Origin of the sequence: Undibacterium sp. 5I2 (assembly GCF_035019605.1) — a bacterium.
Taxonomy (GTDB): Bacteria; Pseudomonadota; Gammaproteobacteria; order Burkholderiales; family Burkholderiaceae_D; genus Undibacterium.
Genome location: NZ_JASJVS010000002.1, coordinates 138473 through 155658, shown reverse-complemented (window position 1 = coordinate 155658; position 17186 = coordinate 138473). Strand labels below are relative to the sequence as shown.

The window sequence follows — 17186 nt, the reverse complement described above, 5'->3', positions numbered from 1 at the left end:
ACCATTCATTGTCGGCAAATGAACACCGACCGTCTGACCAATTAACGCGAGTATACGTTCAGTGCTGGGAAGAAATAAGCAATTTCAACAGCCGCTGTTTCTACTGCATCCGAACCATGGACGGCATTAGCATCGATCGATTCAGCGAAATCAGCGCGGATTGTGCCGGCTTCTGCCTTCTTAGGATCGGTCGCACCCATCAGATCACGATTTTTCAAAATCGCGCCTTCGCCTTCGAGCGCTTGCACGAAAACTGGACCGGAGATCATGAAGTCGACCAAATCTTTGAAGAATGGACGCGCTGCGTGAACAGCGTAAAAACCTTCGGCTTCAGCGCGCGACAATTGTGTCAGGCGAGCAGCAACAACTTTCAAACCAGCTGTTTCAAAGCGGCTGATGATTTGACCAATGACGTTTTTTGCAACTGCGTCAGGTTTGATAATAGACAATGTACGTTCGATAGCCATCAGAAAACTCCAATAAAAAGAAAGGGTTAAGACAAAAACTCAAGAATTCATCTAACCCTAGATTTTAGCATGAAACACCGCCAATAACATGTCCCGGAAGTAAGGGAAACGCTGATTAACTGCTCGCAGCTGATCAGCACCATCGAAATGCCGTTATCAGTCGGGCAGCAAATCAAACACCGCCATCGACTCGACATGCGAGGTATGCGGAAACATATTGATGACGCCGGCATGACTGAGGCGGTAGCCGGCAGCATGGACCAAAATGCCGGCATCGCGCGCCAAGGTTCCCGGACTACAGGAAACGTAGACCAAACGGCGCGGCCGGAAGGCTGGTGCGAGGGTCTTCAAATCGGCCAAGGCTTGGCACAATGCCATAGCGCCATCACGCGGCGGATCGATCAGGAAGCGATCAAATTTTCCCAGCGCAAGCAAATCGGCCGCCGTGATATCGAACAGATTGCGCGTACTGAAACGTGTTTTTTCTTGCAAACCATTGTGTCGCGCATTGTCGAGCGCGCGCTCGGTGAGCGCATCACTGCCTTCGATGCCAACGACTTCGCGCGCCAGCGTGGCGATCGGCAAAGTGAAATTCCCGAGGCCGCAAAATAAATCGGCGACGCGATCGGTTTTTTGCACATCGAGCAAACGCAGTGCCTTGACCACCAAGACGCGGTTGATCTGGTGATTCACTTGAGTAAAATCAGTCGGCTTGAACGGCATCTTGATGCCAAATTCAGGCAACAAATAATGCAAGTCACTCTGCGCCGGATAATAGGGCAAGGCCGCTTGATTGCCATCGGGCTGCAACCACCATTGCACATTATGCTTATCAGCAAATGCTTTGAGCTTCGTTTCATCATCGGCCGTCAGTGCTGCCAAGATACGTAACACCAAGGCAGTAAGCCCCTCGCCGATGGCCAACTCAATCTGCGGCAATTGCGCGACGATGGATAGCGAGGCAACTAAGGCGCGCAAGGGCATGAGCATGGCAGAGACATGGGCCGGCAAGATGGCGCAGCTTTCCATATTCGCCACATAGCGCGATTTTTTTTCATGAAAGCCGACCAGCACCGTCCCTTTCTTGATCACATGCCGCACCGACAGGCGGGCCCGATAACGATAACCCCAAGTCGGACCATAGATAGGGCGCATCATATTGCGCGCTTTGACTTTACTGATATGCCACAAATTATCTTCCAGAATGCGTTGCTTCATCGCCACCTGCGCATCGGGCTCCACATGCTGCATGGAACAGCCGCCGCAGACACCGAAAAATTCACACTTAGGCACGATGCGCTGCGAAGATTGCCGATGGATGGTGCCGAGCGTCGCGACTTCCCAACTATTCTTTTTCTTGTAGGAATTAAACCCGACCAATTCACCAGGCAGAGCACCCTCAACAAACACCACCTTACCTTGACTGCCATCTTCATTTTGAATATGACCAACGCCGCGCGCGTCCATATCGAAAGAGCGTATTTCTATTTTATTCATGGGAATATCGGCGCCAACTTCGGTCGCGCCTTCTCAAAGACGATTCAAAGACGCGATTATAAAAGAGAAAGCGGCAGAAAGCGGCGATCGGCCACGACAATTCGGTAGCGCGAGCGGATTAAGACAGATTAAATCAAGGCGTCGCGTCCGACACCACGCGAAACAAAGCTACGCTTAAGTTTAATCAAGGCTTCTTGCTGGATTTGACGCACCCGTTCGCGCGTAATACCCATCTCATCGGCCAAGGCTTCGAGCGTAGCCGGATCGTCATTATCGAGACCGAAACGACGGATAATCACGATTCTTTGTTTATCCGGCAAGCGCGCCAACCAATCGCGCATGAGGGCGGTCATTTCCAGATGTTCGGCGCGCACATCAGGGCCATCGTCTGCGTCACCGGGCAATAAATCCATCAAACTCGATTGCGGGTCATTATCGAGCGGCGTATCGAGTGAGCTGGCATGTTCAGATAAAGCCAGGATATCTTGCACCTCGTCAACTGGGCGATCGACCAACAAGGCAATATCTTCCATTCTGGCATCACGGCCATCGCGCCGTTGCGATTCAAGATGGTATTTAGCGCGTAGAATTTGATTCAATTCACGCACCATGTGCACCGGCAAGCGTATCGTGCGCGCTTGATTCATGATGGCACGCTCGATGCTCTGGCGTATCCACCAAGTGGCATAAGTGGAAAAACGAAAGCCGCGTTCGGGCTCGAATTTATCAATCGCATGCATGAGTCCGAGATTACCCTCTTCGATCATATCGAGCAGGGCCAGACCGCGATTGATATAGTGCTTGGCAATCGACACCACCAGTCGCAGATTATGTTCTATCATTTTCTGCCGGGCCGCAAAATCACCCTGCTTGGCTAGCGTGGCGTAGTGCAACTCTTGCTTTAAATCAAATAGCGGACGCGTCCCTATCTGATTCAAATAATATTGTGTGGTGTCGGTAGAAAGTTCCGCCGCCAACACCGTCTTCAATTCATCAATAGGGGCAACAACGAGACTGGCCGGCTCATCGCCCGTCTCTCGCTCGGCTTCCTGGCCGAGCTCTAACACTGCCTCCGGATCACGCTCAAGCGGCTCATCAAACCCATCGGCCGACAGGGCCTGGTCGACCGGTGGTGCCGCGCGTGCTGTCAGCTTACCAGCGCTGTTTTTTTGCATAGTTTTGTGCTCTGAGGAAACTGCATTTGGAAAGCGCGTTTGCGTCTGAACACAAGCGAGCTATGGCTCACAAAAAACGACCGAACACACCAACTGACATCACCAACTATTCCACCCAGTCCACGCACTATATTAACTTTTAGATAATTAGCGTGTTGGTAAGTATTTTACCGGATCTACCGGCTTACCTTGTAAACGTATTTCAAAATGTAGCTTTATAACATCACTATCAGAATTCCCCATCTCAGCAATTTTTTGCCCCTTGCTGATCGCCTGCCCTTCTTTCACTAAAATCGTCTTGTTATGTGCGTAAGCAGACAACAAACTGCTGCTATGTTTCACAATCACCAGATTGCCATAACCGCGGATACCGCTGCCGGCGTACATCACTTTGCCAGCGGCTGCGGCATTCACGTCTTGCCCCATCTTGCCGCTGATATCGAGACCTTTATTTTTAGCGTCATCAAAGCCAGCCAATAATTTCCCCTCGACCGGCCAGATCCACTCGATTGCATCGACATCGGCAGGCTTATCACTGGCCTTTGCCGGAATAATTGGATCGAGCTTTGCCAGTGGCGCAGCAGCCGACGATTCCGATTTTTGCAACTCAGCCAAATTGGCATCGGAATACGGGCGCTTGTTGCCTAATGGTGAAGATTTATTCTGTGTTGCCGCACCCAAAGGTTTCACTTCGAGTACTGAATTATTGATACCCGTGGTTTGTACGGCACTGCTGCCCGCCTCGGCTGGAGTGACACGTAAGACTTGATCGACCTTGATGTCGTTCGGATTACTCAGATTATTCCAGACGACCAGATCGTTATAACTTTGACCGTGCTCCAAGGCAATCCGATACAAGGTATCGCCGCGCTTGACAACGTAAGAACCGCGCGTGTTTTCCGGCGTCTTGAGTAGCAACTTAGGTGGCGGCGCAACATCCGACGCGTTCCCGGGTGCGGGTGCACCGCGCTCCACTACCGGGGCCCGATGGGTCGGCGTGGTACAGGCACCGAGCACCAAGAGCATGGCTGTTGGCCACAAAGGAAAAGCGACATACTTCAGTTTTTTCATTCTCATTACAAATTTATCCGTGAATTCTTGGGTTTCGGCAAAATCAGGCCGCGCACTCAAACGACGCCTGCGCGCAAAGGCACAAAATGGCAATGCTCCACCACCGAACTCTGCCAATCATTAAGCGTCAGCCGCTCAATCAGTTGCAAGACCTGATCGCGACCACCGACCGGCGCAATCAGCCGCCCCCCCACTTTCAGTTGCATCAGCAAGGCCGGCGGCACCTCCATGCCGGCCGCCGCCAGTATGATACCGTCAAATGGGGCTACCTGAGGCAATCCCAGCATGCCATCGCCGTAATGCAGACGGAGATTGGCGATTCTGAGCGGCCGCAGATTATGTTTGGCCAATTCGTGCAAGGCTTTGATACGCTCGATCGAATACACATCGACCGCCACCAGCGCGAGCACGGCAGCCTGATAACCGCATCCTGTGCCGATTTCCAAGACCCGCTCGAGTGATTTGCCGTTACGCATAATTTCTATCATGCGCGCGACGATATACGGCTGTGAAATAGTTTGGTGATGCCCGATCGGCAGCGAGGCATCGATATAGGCTTGACTGCTCAAGGCCGGTTCTAAAAACATATGCCGCGGTATCGCCTGCAAGGCGGCCAACACCGTCGTATCTTTAACGCCCTGCTGCGCCACACGCTGCACCATGGCACGTCGCACGGCATCCGAAACCATTGCCGGGGCACTCGCGCCAGACACGGCAGCCGTTTGCGAAGCGAGCTTATTGACGGCACTCTGATGCACGTTCTGCATCGCCGTTTGCGTCGAAGCGCTGCGCGTGCCTGAATGCGCACTGGAATCCTTGTTTTGACCACCCAAGGCGGATAAGGTCAGAGGAAACCGTTTCTCCTTCGTGATCATGCCAAATTCATGACAAGCATGTCCAGTTGGCGGGTATTCGTCAAATCGATCTGCAAGGGCGTCAGCGACACATAGCCGGCGGCGGTAGCATGAAAATCGGTGCCAGGACCGCCATCGCGTACCGCACCCGGTGGCCCTATCCAGTAAATTTCACGCCCATGTGGGTCGCGCATCGCAATCACTGGTTCTGAGGCATGCCGTTTCCCGAGGCGGGTGACACGCAAGCCAGCGATCTGGGACAGCGGTAAATTCGGAATATTTACGTTAAGCAAATACGGCTGCGGCAAGGCCGGAAAGCCATTGCGCACTAATTGGCTGGCATATTCGGCGGCAGCATCGAGATGTGCCCAAGCCTTATCAACCTGAGAAATAGCGATGGCCGGAATGCCAAATAAAAAGCCTTCGGTGGCAGCCGCCACGGTACCCGAATACAGGGTATCGTCACCCATATTTTGCCCCTGATTAATACCAGAGACGATTAAGTCGGGTGGCTCGCTGAGCAACGCCGTCAACGCCACATGCACGCAATCGGTGGGCGTACCGTTAACAAAGTAAAAACCGTTATCGGCACGCTGCACCGACAGCGGTCGGTCGAGCGTGAGCGCATTCGAGGTGCCGGAGCGATTACTGTCTGGCGCGACCACTGTTACCTCGGCGAAACGCGCCAACGCCGCCGCCAAAGCAACGATGCCGGGCGCCAAGTAACCATCATCATTACTAATTAGGATTTTCATCGTGCCATTCTACCCGATGCGGAAAAACAAATTTCCACCGTCAGCATTTTTTTGCGGCATAATCGAAAAATAAACAAAAATTAAACGGTCGTACTATTTTTTTAAACCACGGAGATAAACTATGAAAGCTGTCGTTTGCAAAACTTGGGGTCCGCCCGATACCTTGGTAGTCGAAGAATTAAGCGATCTGCTGCCGGCAGCCGGACAAGTCGCGATCAAGGTCGAGGCAGCCGGCGTCAATTTTCCCGATGTCTTGATCATTGAAAACAAGTATCAGTTCAAGCCGGAACTGCCCTTCACCCCCGGCAGTGAACTGGCCGGCGTGGTGTATGCCGTCGGTGCTGGCGTCAGCTATCCTAAGGTCGGCGACCGCGTGATCGCCTTCATCGGCCACGGCGCCTTTGCTCAGCAAGTGCTGGCACCAGCCAATGCCGTCATGCCTATGCCGGCGGCGCTCGATTTCCCTACCGCCGCGGCCATCACCCTGACCTACGGCACTTCACATCATGGCGTGATCGACCGCGCCCAACTCAAGGCGGGAGAAACAATTTTGGTCTTGGGTGCAGCTGGCGGGGTCGGCTTGGCCGCGATTGAAATTGCTAAAGCCATCGGCGCACGCGTGATTGCTGCGGCTTCCAGCGATGAAAAACTGGCCGTGTGCCGCGAACATGGTGCCGATGTGACGATTAATTACAGTCGCGAAGATTTACGTGAAGCGATCAAAGCGGCCACCGACGGCAAAGGCCCCGATGTGATTTACGATCCGGTCGGCGGCATCTACGCCGAACCGGCCTTCCGTTCGATTGCCTGGCGCGGCCGCTATTTGGTGGTAGGGTTTGCCAATGGCGAAATTCCTAAGTTGCCGCTCAATTTATGCCTGCTCAAAGGCGCTTCGCTGGTCGGCGTGTTCTGGGGTGAATTTGCACGTCGCGAGCCCAAAGCCAACCTGGCAGCCATGCAGCAGATGCTGGGCTGGCTGGCGGAAGGAAAAATCCGGCCGCATATTTCCGGTCGCTATGCTTTGCACGAAACCGCGCAAGCACTCAATGACATCGCTGCCCGCAAGGTCACCGGCAAAGTCATCATCGAACCGCAACGCTAAAAAAAACGCTCGGCAACATGGTCACCGAGCGGCTTTACCAGCCACTCAAGCTGGCACGGCGTCGCCGAGCCAGTAGCGGTCGATATCTTTGAGACCCCATTTCACCGCATCTTCGCGATTGGCGATTTTATCTTGCAAGCCGGGACCAGCCAAATCCAGCAGTTCGGGAACGATGTAGCCCATCGATTTGATGGAGAAAAACACCCTCACCTTCGGTGCCAACAAGGATTTGCCGATCTGTTGTTCGACCACGACACCTAAGCGTCCCGATTCCAGCCGCACCAAGGTGCCAACCGGGTAAATACCTATGCTTTTGACAAAAGCTTGGAAGACTTTTTCATCGAAATGGCCTTTACTCCATTCGGCCATTTTGCGCAGCGATTCAGCCGGACACCAGCCTTGTTTGTACGGGCGGTTGGAAGTGATGGCATCGTAGACATCACAGACGGCACCCATGCGCGCGAGCAGACTGATTTGCTCGCCGCGCAATCCTTCCGGGTAGCCACTGCCATCCATTTTTTCGTGATGATGCAAACAGACATCGAGCGCCGCCTCGCTCACACCCTGCGCTTCGAGCAGCATTTTATGGCCAGCCGCCGGATGTTCTTTGACCGAGGTGAATTCGGCATCGGTCAACTTACCCGGTTTATTGAGGATATCGTCCGACACCATCATCTTGCCTATATCATGCAGCAAGCCGGCTAAGCCAGCTTCGCGCACAGCGACTTCGCTCAATCCTAATTGCTTGGATAAGGCGACCATGAGCGCGCACACCGCGATCGAGTGCATGTAGGTGTAATCGTCTTTGGTTTTCAAGCGCGCCAAGCCGATCAATGCACCGGGATTGCGCATCACAGAATCGGCAATCTCTTCCACCATTTCTTGCGCATTACCGACATCGACCGCTTTACCCATACGCGCTTCGCTGAACATCGAGCACACCGCATCTTTCGTTTTCGAAACGATCATCGAGGCACGCCCGAGCTCTTCATCCATCGATACTGGCGCAACGGTACGTGGCGCGGCCACCTTAGGTGCTTCCGCCGGCGGTTCCGGCATCACGACAGCGGCCGGGGTCGGTGCCTGATAGACATCGAGGCCTTTACTGGTATCTATCCATGCCTGGCGTATCTTTGATTTTTGAATTTCCATCAATTCGTTCGCTTCCGTCAGCACGAACGATTTTTTCCAAAATGGCGTATCGATCCAAGAACCGCACAGCTCTTGAACATACATGCCAGTTCTCAATTGCGAAATTTCGATTTTTTTTAACATAAGCTCATCATACGGCCTCAGGTCCGGCTAAATTACACAATTCTCATTGTGCGATTATTCTACAAAGCGTCAGACTAAGCCATCAAAAGCTGGTTATTTGTAACATAATTTTTCTTTGCGGCAATTTTCAACAATTGCATGGGGCGGAAAAAATTCTGCATTTCTTGATTTTTTATGAAACTCAAATTATACGGATGCTCAGAGCGCACTTGCGGAAAAGCTGCGACTTCTTTAATCAGAGTCAATTGTTCGGCAATTTTGCCCCACAAAACCAACACCGGCAAAGCCAAGCCGGCATGCGCGTGATGCGCGATAAGTGCGTCGAATACGCAACGCAATAAAGGCTGCCAGGCCTTGCCATCTTTCGCAGGCGCGACATGGTCACGAAACACCAAGCTGGCATTGAGCAATAAAAATCCCTGCGCATGCAAGTTTTGCTGCAATTGCGGCAAAGTTTGTATCAAACCGCCAATTTCATCACCGAGCGCGGCCATCGCCGATGCTGTGGTGCAATCTGGCGCGAGCAAGCCATCGGCCACCAGCAACATTTTCATGAAATTACGTAAGGAGGTGGCACGATTGACCGGCTTGGCCAAACCACTGCCATCGGCAGCCCACAAATGGCTGACTGCGCCATCCATAAAGCACACGCCAGTGGCGCTGGCGGCGCGTGGATAAGGTCCTTCGCCGACGAGAATATGCCGTACCGCTGCCAGCGGCTGCGTAAAGGCCGCGAATAAACGCCCTTCGCTCGGCAGAAAATCGTGCGCGACCAAAGCCGGCAAATAGTCGGGGTCAGCGGCATGCATGGCCTGCAAACCGGCCTGTAAAGCCGCTTGCCAACTCGGGTCGGCCGCCGCCAAGGCTTGCGCGACCAGCGCTGGCAAAAAAGCGCGGGCCGCACTCATCGAGTTTCCGAACTCACCGGCGGTAAACCGGCACTGGGAAAGCCGGCACCGAGCGCCGGAACATTCTGTGGCTGTGGCGCTGGCATTTGATTGCGATGCGCCGGATAGCTACTGACTGCACCGCCGCGCACCTCGGCAGCCGGCAGCGGCGCGATGAAGGGCTCGGCACCGTGACTGGGGTTGGCAGCCGCTTGCGGCAATTCAACCCGCTGCAGCGCAGCACCGTCGGCGATCATGATGTATTGGGCACGCACTTCCTGCAAACTGATGCCGGGCGCAAATTCCCGCTTGATTGCCAAGGTTTGCGCCGGCTTGCCATTAGCACTGACAATCGCCAAGCTTTCAGCTGGATTACCCGCAATAATCACGCCTTGCAACTGGTAATTACTCGCAGCGGCCAGCGCCTGTGGACCGGCACCGAACAAGCCGGCCCAGTCGCCAGTGCCGGGCTCCAGACTATTTTGTACCGTCGGTGCGGCGACACCACGGACTGCCGGGGTCAGCACGCGCAAGACCCAGAAACTGAGCGTGGCGCACAATAAAACAAAGGCTAGAAAACTACACAACAGGGGCAAACGCTTCATCAGATTTCATTCCTTATCAGCGAACCAGCTGATTAATTTCGATAATAGGCATCAATACGGCCAGCACGATTAGCAATACCACGCCGCCCATGGCCAGAATCAAGACCGGCTCAAGCAAACCGGCTATCGTCAAAGCGCGGCGTTCGAGATCTTGCTCTTGAGCATTTGAGGCGCGTTCCAACATGGCTGGCAATTCGCCGGTCACTTCACCGGCACGTATCATGTGTATCAACATCGGCGGAAAATGTTTATGCGCCGACAAGGCGCGCGCCAGCCCGACCCCTTCGCGCACGCTGGCGGTAGCTTCTTCGACCTGAGCGCGCATGGCAACATTGGACAAAGTTTCACGACTGGTCTGCAGTGCCTGCAAGATCGGCACGCCCGAACCGGTAGTAATGGCCAAGGTGCTGGCAAATCTGGCGGTATTGAGACTGCGCTCAAATTTACCGTATACCGGTGCCGTCAACAACCAAGTGTGCCATGCCAACTTCAGTTCGGGATTACGCAAGGCCACGCGCCAGAGCGTGAATGCGGCAATCAACAGCAAGCCCACCAGCCAACCCCAGACACGCACGAAATCTGAAATCGCCAGCATCATCACGGTCAGGAATGGTAATTTTTGCTTGGTATTGGCAAACACAGAAACAATTTGCGGCACCACATAGGTGAGCAAAAAAATCACAATGGCAAACGCGACCACGGTCACAATGGCTGGATAGGTGAAGGCCAATTTCACTTTCTGGACCAGCGCATTGCGTCGTTCTATGTAATCGGCCAAGCGCGACAAGACCCGTGCCAAGTGACCGATCTGCTCACCGGACGCCACCAGCGCGCAGTAGATATCGGCAAAATCATGCGGATGTTGTTTGAGCGCATCGGACAAGGCCGCCCCGGCCATCACTTCCGAACGTATCGAGGCGATGATGTCGCGAATGAAAGTACGCTCCGATTGATCGAGCAGGGCCGACAGCGACTGCTCGAGCGGCAAGCCGGCTTCGAGCAAACTGGCGAGTTGACGCGTGAATAAAGCCAGTTCGACCGTCGACAAGCGTTCGGCAAAGAAGGCACGCTTCTTTTCTTCGCCGGCGGCCGAGTGCTGGTGAATCGCTTCCACCGTCACCGGCAGCAAGCCCTGCGCGCGCAACTCACTGCGCGCCGCGCGGGCACTGTCGGCGTTGAGCACGCCTTTACTCGTGCTTCCCGCCTTGTCTATTGCTTCATATCGAAATGCCGGCACGGTGCTTATTCCTTAGTTACACGCAATAATTCTTCTTGCGTCGTGATGCCACTGCGCAGCCAGCGATCACCATCTTCGCGCATGGTTTTCATGCCGTCAGCCTGGGCGGCCAATCGAATTTCTGCTTCCGAAGCACGATGATGGATTTGCGCGCGAATATCGTCGGTGGTTTGCAGTAATTCGTAAACGCCGAGCCGGCCTTGATAACCGGTATGGCCGCAGTGATCGCAACCGACTGCATGCCAGCGCCCGCCTTCTTCGCGGCGACAATGGCTACATAATTTCCGCACCAAGCGCTGCGCTACCACACCCAACAAGGAGGAAGACAGCAGGAACGGCTCTATCCCCATATCAAGCAAGCGCGTGACCGCCGCCGCCGCATCATTGGTGTGCAAAGTGGCCAACACCAGATGGCCGGTCAGCGAAGCTTGTACGGCAATTTGCGCGGTTTCGAGATCGCGAATTTCGCCGATCATGATGACATCGGGATCTTGCCGCAAAATAGCGCGCAAAGCCTTGGCAAACGTCATGTCGATACGCGCATTGACCTGAGTTTGACCGACGCCGGCCAATTCGTATTCAATCGGATCTTCCACCGTCAGAATATTGGTGGTACCGGCATTGACGCGCGAAAGCGCGGCATACAGCGTGGTGGTCTTACCCGAACCGGTAGGACCGGTGACGAGCACGATGCCGTGCGGCTGAGCGATCAACTTATCGAAATCTTGCAAGACTTCCGGGCTCATCCCCAAATTACTCAAATCCAAACGACCGGCTTCTTTGTCGAGCAAACGTAAGACCGCCCGTTCGCCATGTCCGGTCGGTAACGTCGAAACCCGCACATCGACCGGTTTGCCGCCGATGCGCAAGGTAATGCGTCCATCTTGCGGCAAGCGTTTTTCGGCGATATCGAGCTGCGCCATGATTTTAATCCGCGAAATCAGCGAGGCATGGATGGCCTTGCGCGGCCTGACTACATCACGCAAGGAGCCATCGACGCGAAAGCGCACCACCGAAATTTGCTCGAACGGTTCGATATGAATATCCGAGGCACCATCGCGCAAAGCTTGCGTGAGCAAGGCATTGATCATACGGATTACCGGCGCATCGTCGGCCGATTCCAGCAAATCTTCAATCGCCGGCATGTCGAGCATCAGCTTGGCCAAGTCGAGATCAGATTCGACTTCACCAACCACATCGGCCGCATCGCCACCCGAGCCGGCATACGCCTTGGCAATCAAATCATTGAGCAATTCCGGCGCCAACAGCGTCAGTTTGACCTTACCGAATTTACGACCGACTTCAGCAATCGCCGCGGCCGAAGTTTTTTCCGATACCGACAACTCTACCGGCGCGTGCACAGCCGTGCTGTCGCGACTGGCCAAGATTAAAAAATCCCGCGCAAACCCATAGGGCAATAAGCGATGTTCGAGCATGGCTTATTTACTTCCTGCTGGCGAAGACGGCGTCTGTGGCAAAGTCATCGACGGGCTCATCAGTTCACCTTTCTTCATTTCCGGCAGCAAACCGGCATTCCCGCCGCTGGCTGGCATCATCTGCGCACGCATGTAATCGTAACGATTAACTGAGACATCGGTGCTTTGATCGGCACTGCGGACAATGGTCGGGCGCAAGAACACCATCAAATTGGTTTTATTGCGCTTCGCCGTTTGGTATTTAAACAAATTACCGAGAAATGGAATATCGCCGAGCACCGGAACTTTTTCTACCGCGTCGTTGACGGTATCTTGGATCAAACCACCGAGCGCAAGGATGCTGCCATCTTCGACCAACACATTGGTCGTGATCGAGCGCTGCGTCGTGCTAGGGCCATTGGGACTGGTGGTACTGCTATCGAGGACTGCCGAACTCTCTTGGTAAATCGCCAGTTTGACGGTGCCGCCTTCGGAAATTTGTGGGCGTATCGTCAGTTTAAGACCAACATCTTTACGTTCTATGGTTTGAAATGGATTACTGGTACTCGAGGTCGATGTGGTGTATTGGCCAGTCACGAAAGGTACATTTTGACCAACCACGATCTTGGCTTCCTCATTATCGAGCGTCAACAAATTCGGCATCGACAAGATATTGGTACCACCAGCGCTATCGACCAGATGCGCGAGCGCGCCCAAACCGAGCTTGCCACCGACTTGTTTGAACACGCCTATGGACAGACCATTTGAAGGCAGCACAGTGCTGGCTGTGCTACTGGCCAAACTGGCACCGAGGGTGCCGAGGTTATTACCGGCAGTGGAAAACAAAGTGCCGCCACCAACCCGGTAATTACTACTGGAATCGCCCGATACGCCAGCCCATTGCACCCCGAATTCGTTGCTCTTATCGGCCGTCACTTCGACGATCAGCGCTTCAATATACACTTGGGCGCGGCGCGCATCGAGCTGATCGATCACCATGCGTAAGTTTTTATATACCGCTTCGCTGGCGGTGATGATCAGAGTATTGGTCGCGGCATCGGCTTGAATGAAGCCGGCAGCACTGCCGCCGCTGCTGCTGCCGGCAGCGCTGCTGCTCTGCGAACTACTGCTCGAATTATTGAGCCCGCCGCTGGCACCGCCATTGTTATTTGTATTGGAAAAACCGCTGCTTTGATTGCTGCCGCCGCTGCTATTATTACTATTGTTGCCGATATTGCTATTCGACAAACCGCTGCTGGTATTGGCATTACTGATTTCGCCGGTGACAATCGAGCGTAAGGTCACCGCTAACTTGACCGCTTCGGCATTTTTCAGATACACGACATGGACGTTACCGGGCAAAGCGGTCGGCTGATCCATCTTGCCGACCAAGGATTTGATCAAATTGGCGCGTGCTTGCGAAGGCGCGCGCAACAGTAAGGAGTTGGTACGCGGATCGGCCATCAACACCGCCCGTGCAGTGTCGCCGGGCGTGACGGAGGAGTCGGTCAGCTTGCTGACCAGTGCGGCGATATCGCTGGCCATCGCGTATTTCACCGGTATCACTTCCAGATCGACCACCGCCGGCACATCGAGTGCGGCGATGATTTTATTGAGACGCTTGAGGTTATCAGCATAGTCGGTAATGACGATGGAGTTATTCCCGGGGTTGGCATTGATGGTGTTATTCGGTGAAATCAGGGGACGCAACACCGTCACCACATTCGCTGCCGATTCATAATTGAGACGGATAATTTGGGTGGCGACCTGGTCACCTTTGACCGACTCGGTTTTTTCGCTCTGCACCGCTTGAGTCGGGCCAGCTTGTAACTTGGCATCGGCTTCCGGCACGACTTTATAGTAACCGTCCGCGTACACCACGGCATAGCCTTGCAAACGCAAAGTCGAGGTCAAGAGTTTGAAGGCCTGCTCTTTACTCAAGGGCGTTTCCGACACCAAATTCACCTGTCCTTTGACGCGCGGATCGATGATGAAGGTGGTACCGGTGTAATGACCGATGGCTTTGACCACCGATTCGATATCGGCACCGACAAAATTAAGATCGGCGGAATTTTTTCCCGGCGCCTGGGCCAGCGCTGCGCCCGCGATGAAACACCCGGCAGTCAAGACGACTGCTGCGGCCATCGTCGATAACGGATACCTTGGTTTGCGTGAGTAGTTGCTGAGCATAGCTGCCTTGATATTTAATGGAGTTGTAGTCATTTGAAATCTAACGCGATCACATCCTGATTGCCGTCTTTACGGCGCTGTCCAAGCAAATTCAATAAATTTGCCAACTTATCTTCCTGGCCGGCAGCAGCCCAGGCTTTGCCGGAAAAATGAAACCGTCCGCCGCTGACGGCACCTGCACCGGCCAACATCATTGGCCCGCTCAGGGTGAGCAGAGTCATTTCCGCATTCATACCTTGCAGATTCACCTCCACGCGATAGCTGCCGAGTGGCCGCACCTGCGACAGACGTGAAGCCATTTCTGCCAATTCCAGTTGCAACTGGCCCTGCGCCGACAGCAAGGCACCACTGCGCGTGAAACTCAGATTATTCCATGACAAATGCAGCTTGCCAGTCGGGCCGATGGTATTCAAGGGCGCACCCAAACCTTCGAGGCGCTCCGGCGGTAAGCTCAGCACTGCCGGCGAGATCTGCCACTGCGAAAAATTACCATTGATATGCAGTGGTGCCGATAAAGAGTCGGCATTCTCCAACTGCACATCGACTTGGCCAAGCAACAGCAAAGGCGAAATTTTCCAGCTAAAGCGACCGGCAAACAGCGGCGTCACCGGCGCTGTCGGACCGGCCGCCACCCCGATAAACGCCGAGCCGCGCCAAAACGAACCCTGCACATCACCGAGACTGAAGCGCCCGCCACTCTGCTGCTCCAGTGCGGCACCAAGCCAACTGGCCGGCAAAAACAAGATCACCGTCAGCAGCGCGGTGAGCAGTGCGGCGGCGATCCATCCTACAGTTTGCGATAGCGAACGGCTCATCTCAAGTCCCGCTGCGTTGCTGCTTGAGAGTTAAATTCACGTTCACCTGACCGCTCTCGGGGAGCGCATTCAGACGCGCCTCCTCTACCGTCAGTTTGGCGGTTTTTTGCATTTCCACTAGCCATGCCATCAGTTGCGCATATTCCACCGTCGTAATTTGCAGACGCACCATGTCATCGGAAACGCTGAGATTCTGCGTTTGGATACCGCGCGCTGCCAGACTTTTTTCCAGCACTTCGCGGCTGACCGGATCGAGTATCTGCGACAAGCCAGCGGCCAGCTTAGTATGCTGCGCACTCAAAGCCGACATTTCGGCAACGTGCTGACGCAATTGTGGAATCTGCAACTGCAGCTTGGCCCGTCCCGCTAAGGCTGGATCAAGCAGCACCAAATACAGTAAGGCCAGCGCAATCACGCCAGCGGCCAGCATCAGCAAGCTGCGTTCGCGGCCATTACGCTGCTGCCAAAACTGGCGCCACTGTTGGAAGAAATGTTTGCGCATCACCATGCCCCTGTCTTGGAAATATGCAGAATGCCGTCCGAACCGACCTCCAGCTTCATAGATTGTTCAATTAAAGCGGCGCGCAATTGATCGATAGGAATCAGCCCGGCGGCCTTGACTTTCACGTGCAAGCCGCGGTCTTTGTAATCGACACTGCTGATGCTGGCAGCTTTGCCGAGCATGATACGATTCCAGACGCGCGTGAATTGCGCCGTCATGACGACGAAATCATTGGCCGCAAATTGACCTGACAAACGTTTGGCCAGGTTAACTTTTTGCTGCATCTGTTCGAGCGGATCGAGGATGGTGGTTTCCTTGGGAAAGCTGGTTTTATACGTTTGCACCAGCACATCGCTGAGGCTTTTCGCCTCGCGTTTCAGGGTATACCACTCAAAATTGAGCGCCGCCACATTGACCATGGCGAGCACCAGCAGCAGCCGCAAAGGCCAACGCCACCCCACCCAGTCGATCGCCGGTTTATGGCTGGCTGAGATGCCGACCATCAGATCGAGCGGTGCCGCGCCAATGCCGCCGATGCGCATGGCCCAGCCATCGCTTTGCAGACTGATGCGTTGGCTCAGGTTTTGCTGTTCTAAGGCAGCCTTCCAGGCATCCAACTCAGTGGCTGGCAAGGCGACACTGAGCTGCGCCTGCGGTGCCAGAATGTTCAGCATTGCCAAGGCAGTCTCTGGACTGGCATCGGCCAAACATAAGCCCAAACCGCTGGCCGCAGCCTGACGCAGGCTCAGCATGACTGTACTGTCGCGCACTTCGATCAAGGCACTCGCGCGATTCTCACCGGCGGCCAAGAGCATGCTCAGTTGTGCCGGCAAGGCGAGAATTTTTTTAACCGGCCAGTCTTTGACCAAATTGGACAATTGTTCCAACCAGCGCCGATCGGCCACCGCGACGGTGGCTTCGCCCCCGCTCACGGCGCTCGCCACCAGCACCACATCGGCCGGATCACAGGTAATCTGTTCTTCCACCAAATTTGGCAAGGCTGCGGTAAACTTGGCTGCAGCCATCGGCGGCACCCGCACCCGTAACAAACTCACATCGGCCGCGGCAATCAATAAGCTCAGTTGGCGCGCGCTGGCAGCCAGCAGCCGCAATTGCGGCAGAGTTTTGTGGCCTTGCTCGAGCAAGCGCCCCTCGGCCGAATACAAGGCATACGGCAAGGCTTGGGCTTGCCAATGCGAATCGACTGCAGTGCGCGCAGGTAAAGAGAGATAGAGTGTACTGACCATTTTATAATTTCATTCCAAACTGCGGCATCGGTTGGTATCCCTTGTCAGCAGCGCGAGCACTCAATTGCACTGAATGTTCGCGCGGCGATATT

Annotated in this window: 16 protein-coding genes; 1 reads left to right on the top strand and 15 read right to left on the bottom strand. The window is 54.4% G+C overall.

The window, feature by feature from the left end; translation table 11 throughout:
• Window positions 1-41: 41 nt before the first annotated feature.
• From ndk to surE, 6 genes are all read right to left on the bottom strand, one after another.
• A complete protein-coding gene (gene ndk / locus QN359_RS01655; protein ID WP_322248072.1) occupies window positions 42-467 on the bottom strand; it encodes a nucleoside-diphosphate kinase in 426 nt (141 codons plus the stop codon).
• Window positions 468-623: 156 nt separating this feature from the next.
• Window positions 624-1964: a 23S rRNA (uracil(1939)-C(5))-methyltransferase RlmD gene (gene rlmD / locus QN359_RS01650; RefSeq protein WP_322248071.1), complete on the bottom strand. Its 1341-nt coding sequence runs from the start codon at window positions 1962-1964 to the stop codon at window positions 624-626.
• A gap of 128 nt (window positions 1965-2092) precedes the next feature.
• Window positions 2093-3139, bottom strand: a complete 1047-nt coding sequence (rpoS, locus tag QN359_RS01645) for an RNA polymerase sigma factor RpoS (protein ID WP_322248070.1) — start codon at window positions 3137-3139, stop codon at window positions 2093-2095.
• 147 nt (window positions 3140-3286) lie between these two features.
• Window positions 3287-4210, bottom strand: coding sequence for a peptidoglycan DD-metalloendopeptidase family protein (locus tag QN359_RS01640; protein ID WP_322248069.1), 924 nt, complete (start codon window positions 4208-4210; stop codon window positions 3287-3289).
• A 56-nt stretch (window positions 4211-4266) separates the two neighbouring features.
• Window positions 4267-5085, bottom strand: coding sequence for a protein-L-isoaspartate(D-aspartate) O-methyltransferase (locus QN359_RS01635; RefSeq protein WP_322248068.1), 819 nt, complete (start codon window positions 5083-5085; stop codon window positions 4267-4269).
• Window positions 5082-5819, bottom strand: a complete 738-nt coding sequence (gene surE, locus QN359_RS01630) for a 5'/3'-nucleotidase SurE (protein WP_322248067.1) — start codon at window positions 5817-5819, stop codon at window positions 5082-5084. The genes QN359_RS01635 and surE overlap by 4 nt, the downstream gene beginning before the upstream one ends.
• 121 nt (window positions 5820-5940) lie before the next feature.
• Between surE and QN359_RS01625 the strand changes: the two genes are divergently transcribed.
• Complete coding sequence (locus QN359_RS01625; RefSeq protein WP_322248066.1) at window positions 5941-6921, top strand: NADPH:quinone oxidoreductase family protein; 981 nt, start codon at window positions 5941-5943, stop codon at window positions 6919-6921.
• Window positions 6922-6966: 45 nt separating this feature from the next.
• On the opposite strand, the gene QN359_RS01620 is transcribed toward QN359_RS01625, so the two are convergent.
• The 9 genes from QN359_RS01620 to gspL form a co-directional block, all read right to left on the bottom strand.
• The gene (locus tag QN359_RS01620) at window positions 6967-8196 is read right to left on the bottom strand and encodes an HD-GYP domain-containing protein (protein ID WP_322248065.1); all 1230 of its coding nucleotides are present in this window, start codon (window positions 8194-8196) and stop codon (window positions 6967-6969) included.
• Window positions 8197-8270: 74 nt separating this feature from the next.
• Window positions 8271-9104: a uracil-DNA glycosylase gene (locus QN359_RS01615; RefSeq protein WP_322248064.1), complete on the bottom strand. Its 834-nt coding sequence runs from the start codon at window positions 9102-9104 to the stop codon at window positions 8271-8273.
• On the bottom strand, window positions 9101-9688 hold the full coding sequence (locus QN359_RS01610) for a type II secretion system protein N (RefSeq protein ID WP_322248063.1): 588 nt from the start codon (window positions 9686-9688) through the stop codon (window positions 9101-9103). Before QN359_RS01610 ends, QN359_RS01615 begins: the two co-directional genes overlap by 4 nt.
• A gap of 16 nt (window positions 9689-9704) precedes the next feature.
• Complete coding sequence (gene gspF, locus QN359_RS01605; RefSeq protein ID WP_322248062.1) at window positions 9705-10925, bottom strand: type II secretion system inner membrane protein GspF; 1221 nt, start codon at window positions 10923-10925, stop codon at window positions 9705-9707.
• 5 nt (window positions 10926-10930) lie between these two features.
• Window positions 10931-12361 carry a type II secretion system ATPase GspE gene (gene gspE, locus QN359_RS01600; protein ID WP_322248061.1) on the bottom strand — a complete coding sequence of 477 codons (1431 nt, stop codon included), beginning with the start codon at window positions 12359-12361 and terminating at the stop codon, window positions 10931-10933.
• Between the two features lie 3 nt (window positions 12362-12364).
• Window positions 12365-14563 carry a type II secretion system secretin GspD gene (gspD, locus tag QN359_RS01595; RefSeq protein WP_322248060.1) on the bottom strand — a complete coding sequence of 733 codons (2199 nt, stop codon included), beginning with the start codon at window positions 14561-14563 and terminating at the stop codon, window positions 12365-12367.
• The gene (locus tag QN359_RS01590) at window positions 14560-15345 is read right to left on the bottom strand and encodes a type II secretion system protein N (RefSeq protein ID WP_322248059.1); all 786 of its coding nucleotides are present in this window, start codon (window positions 15343-15345) and stop codon (window positions 14560-14562) included. The genes gspD and QN359_RS01590 overlap by 4 nt, the downstream gene beginning before the upstream one ends.
• A gap of 1 nt (window position 15346) precedes the next feature.
• Window positions 15347-15847, bottom strand: a complete 501-nt coding sequence (gene gspM / locus QN359_RS01585) for a type II secretion system protein GspM (RefSeq protein WP_322248058.1) — start codon at window positions 15845-15847, stop codon at window positions 15347-15349.
• On the bottom strand, window positions 15847-17094 hold the full coding sequence (gene gspL / locus QN359_RS01580; RefSeq protein WP_322248057.1) for a type II secretion system protein GspL: 1248 nt from the start codon (window positions 17092-17094) through the stop codon (window positions 15847-15849). The genes gspM and gspL overlap by 1 nt, the downstream gene beginning before the upstream one ends.
• Between the last annotated feature and the right edge of the window lie 92 nt (window positions 17095-17186).